The organism is Faecalicoccus sp. (assembly GCF_036552745.1).
In the GTDB taxonomy this organism is placed as follows: Bacteria; Bacillota_I; Bacilli_A; order Erysipelotrichales; family Erysipelotrichaceae; genus Faecalicoccus.
In genome coordinates this window covers 1-3,257 of the sequence record NZ_JAXKBY010000090.1, presented here as the reverse complement: position 1 = coordinate 3,257, position 3,257 = coordinate 1, and the positions used below count along the sequence as shown (strand labels likewise).

Below are 3,257 nucleotides of genomic sequence, written 5' to 3'. Positions count from 1 at the left end.
TTTTAGATGGTTCAAGAATGTTTCGTTGATCATAGGGAATCTCCTTTATATATCAAAGAATATCCCTGAATCTGACGCTATTCATGTTGAATCATCAACTTTTTAGTTGAATTTAGCGTTTTTCTTAATAAATTTTATAGAGCGAAAACATGGAATAAAAGTGTTCTAAAAAACTTTAAGATTTTAATCTATGATTTTTCAGAAATCTCTTTTATCCATAAGAAAAAAACAGCCATGATTGACTGTTTTGTGTTCTATTATAAGGATCGTAATGCTTGTACTAAAGCGGTTTTATCGGTTGCCTTTTGATCCTTTTGTTTGATGACTCTGGCTGGAGTTCCGGCTACGACCACATTTTCCGGTACATCTTCTATGACAACAGCACCGGCTGCCACTACTGAACCTTTCCCGATATGTACGCCTTCGATCACAACCGCATTGGCACCGATCAATACATCGTCATCAACGATAACCGGTGTAGCACTGGCTGGTTCGACAACACCGGCCAACACAGCTCCGGCTCCGATATGACAATTCTTTCCAACCGTAGCTCGACCGCCAAGTACAGCGCCCATATCGATCATTGTATTGTCACCAATTACAGCTCCAATATTGATGATGGCCCCCATCATAATAACCGCATTGTTTCCAATTTCTACCTGATCACGAATAATAGCCCCGGGTTCAATTCTAGCTTGTATGTTCTTTAAATCCAACAAAGGAACAGCACTGTTGCGACAATCGTTTTCAATCACATAGTCCAGTTCCGGATACGAGCCCAAAACGGGTTTAATATCTTTCCAATCTCCGTAAACGATATTGCCAAAGACTCTACAATTGTTCCAGTAAATATCTTTATCACTGTTAAAGATTACTTTGACTGGTGTTTTCTTTTCGGCATTGTGTATAAAATCAATAATTTCCTGCGCTTCCATACTTCTATCCTTTCATCATATCTTCCATCGTGTACCAGCCTGCTTTTTTATCTGATACATACATAGCTGCTTTGATAGCACCATTGACAAAAATTTGACGGCTGGTTGCCTGGTGGGTAAACTCCAACACTTCATCCTGCCCTAAATATAAAACAGAGTGTTCACCGGCTAAAGTTCCTCCACGAACCGCATGAATACCAATTTCTTTTTGACGGGCACCTACCATCCCAACGCGGCCAAACTGATGTGTATAAGCATTTTGCGGATCGATTGCCTCTAAAAGCTGTAAGGCTGTCCCACTTGGTGCATCTTTTTTTTGATTGTGATGTTTTTCAATAATCTCCATATCAAAATCGGTTTCCAAAAGTGGTGTGATTTCTTTGATTACCTTGGTCAAAACCGCAATCCCAATAGAATAATTGGCAGAGTAGAAAACCACATTTTGTTTGGATGCTGCTTTTAGTTTTTCTTTATCTTCATCGTTTAAACCAGTCGTACCATAAACCAGGGCAGCATGTGTTTTTTGTACATAGTCAATGACCCAATCTAAATTATCACGGTGACTGAAATCAATCACCAGATCGACCGTTTGGTTTAATAGTTTTTCTTTATCGGTAATATCAAAGAGACCAACTACCTGCATTCCTTTGGCTTGGGCTGTTTGTTCCAATAAAGTTCCCATCTTTCCTTTTCCAATGATGGCTACTCGCATAAACCAGCCTCCTTAAGTGCCTTGTGTAAACGTTTCTGGTTTTCCGGCGCCATTTCACAAAGCGGCAAACGATAACCGCCCACCGACATGTCCATCAAACGCATCGCCTCTTTGACCGGAATCGGATTGACTTCACAGAATAAGGCATGAATGACATCCAGATACTTTAACTGCAGCTGCAGACTTTCTTTGACTTTTCCTTCATGGAACAAAGAAACCATATCGTGTGTCTGTTTAGGCAAAATGTTACTTAAGACACTGATGACTCCACTGGCACCAATAGATAGTAAGCTGGTGATCATATCGTCATTTCCGGAATACATCGCAAAATCATCACTTAGATAACGAGCGATTGAAGTCGCATAAGAAATATTTCCACTGGCTTCTTTAATTCCGCAAATATTTGGATGCTTACTTAATACTTTGACAACTTCTTCAGAAATCGAACAACCGGTTCTTCCCGGAATGTTATAGAGGATGACCGGACAATCGACCGCATCCGCACAAACAGTAAAATGTCGAATCATCCCTTGTGTGTTTGCCTTGTTGTAGTAGGGAGAAATCAACAATAACGCATCGGCTCCCATCTTTGAATATTTGATACTTTTTTCTAACTGTGTCTGTGTGCTGTTGGAACCGGCTCCGACGATAACCGGAATTCTTCCATTGACCTTTTCAATGGTAAAAAGAGCCACCTCATCATCTTCTTCATGCGTCATGGTCGTACTTTCTCCGGTCGTGCCCAAAACCAGAATGCCATCCGTACCATTTTTGATCTGATATTCGATTGTTTGTTCCAATCGTTTAAAATCAACGCTTTCATCTTCTTTAAACGGTGTGACCATCGCCACAATACTACCCTTAATTGGTTTCATAGACATATTCTCCTTTCGCAATGCACTGTGCATTTCCTGTCATATATACATCCCCGTTTGTATCAATATGAATTTTTAAACGCCCTTTCGGAAGCAGGACTTCCACACTATCTTTACATTTGCCTAATTGATAAGCACAAACCACACTGGCGCAGGCCCCTGTTCCACACGCTAACGTCATGCCGCATCCTCGCTCATAGGTCTGCATCTGTATATGAGTTGGATCGATACACTGGACAAAATTGACATTGGTTTGTAATGAAAACATCGGATCTTCACAAATGATCTTTCCATCCTTTCGCATCCACTCTTCATTCAATTCATCGACAAAGACAACTGTATGGATCGTACTTTGAAAAAGTGTATGTAATCGGTAGTGCCGATCTTCAATGGTGTACAAGTCATCCCAGATTCTTTTCGAGGTACCGGTAAGGCTTAGATCATCAAACTCGGGCTTGGACATATTCACCTGAAAGGTCTGATCATCTAAAACACGAATGATCTTATCACCAGCCAATGTTGTTACCACAAACTCTTTTTTATGAACGATGCCTTCATCAATACAGAACTGTGAAAAACAGCGTATCCCGTTTCCACACATCGGTGCCCGAGATCCATCCTGGTTATAATACAACATCTCCAGCGGTTCTTTTCGGACAACGATAAATCCATCGGCGCCGATCCCCGTATGTCGATCACAGCTTTGTACGATCAAATCTTGTAACAGCTCCGGAT

4 protein-coding genes are annotated in these 3,257 nt (G+C 40.9%); all 4 read right to left on the bottom strand.

All coding sequences use genetic code 11. The features are described 5' to 3' along the window. Window positions 1-257: 257 nt before the first annotated feature. On the bottom strand, window positions 258-935 hold the full coding sequence (gene dapD, locus U0M88_RS04425) for a 2,3,4,5-tetrahydropyridine-2,6-dicarboxylate N-acetyltransferase (protein ID WP_117446709.1): 678 nt from the start codon (window positions 933-935) through the stop codon (window positions 258-260). A 4-nt stretch (window positions 936-939) separates the two neighbouring features. Continuing rightward, window positions 940-1,647: a 4-hydroxy-tetrahydrodipicolinate reductase gene (gene dapB, locus U0M88_RS04420; RefSeq protein ID WP_272003524.1), complete on the bottom strand. Its 708-nt coding sequence runs from the start codon at window positions 1,645-1,647 to the stop codon at window positions 940-942. Then, a complete protein-coding gene (gene dapA / locus U0M88_RS04415) occupies window positions 1,638-2,522 on the bottom strand; it encodes a 4-hydroxy-tetrahydrodipicolinate synthase (protein ID WP_195222773.1) in 885 nt (294 codons plus the stop codon). The genes dapB and dapA overlap by 10 nt, the downstream gene beginning before the upstream one ends. Further along, the coding region (dapF, locus tag U0M88_RS04410) for a diaminopimelate epimerase (protein ID WP_331869025.1) at window positions 2,509-3,257 on the bottom strand (749 nt) is incomplete at its 5' end. The genes dapA and dapF, both read right to left, overlap by 14 nt.

Bases quoted from the DNA above. Each gene is read 5' to 3' on its own strand.
- dapB (WP_272003524.1), bottom strand. From the start codon at position 1,647: ATGCGAGTAGCCATCATTGGAAAAGGAAAGATGGGAACTTTATTGGAA.
- dapA (WP_195222773.1), bottom strand. From the start codon at position 2,522: ATGAAACCAATTAAGGGTAGTATTGTGGCGATGGTCACACCGTTTAAA.
- dapD (WP_117446709.1), bottom strand. From the start codon at position 935: ATGGAAGCGCAGGAAATTATTGATTTTATACACAATGCCGAAAAGAAA.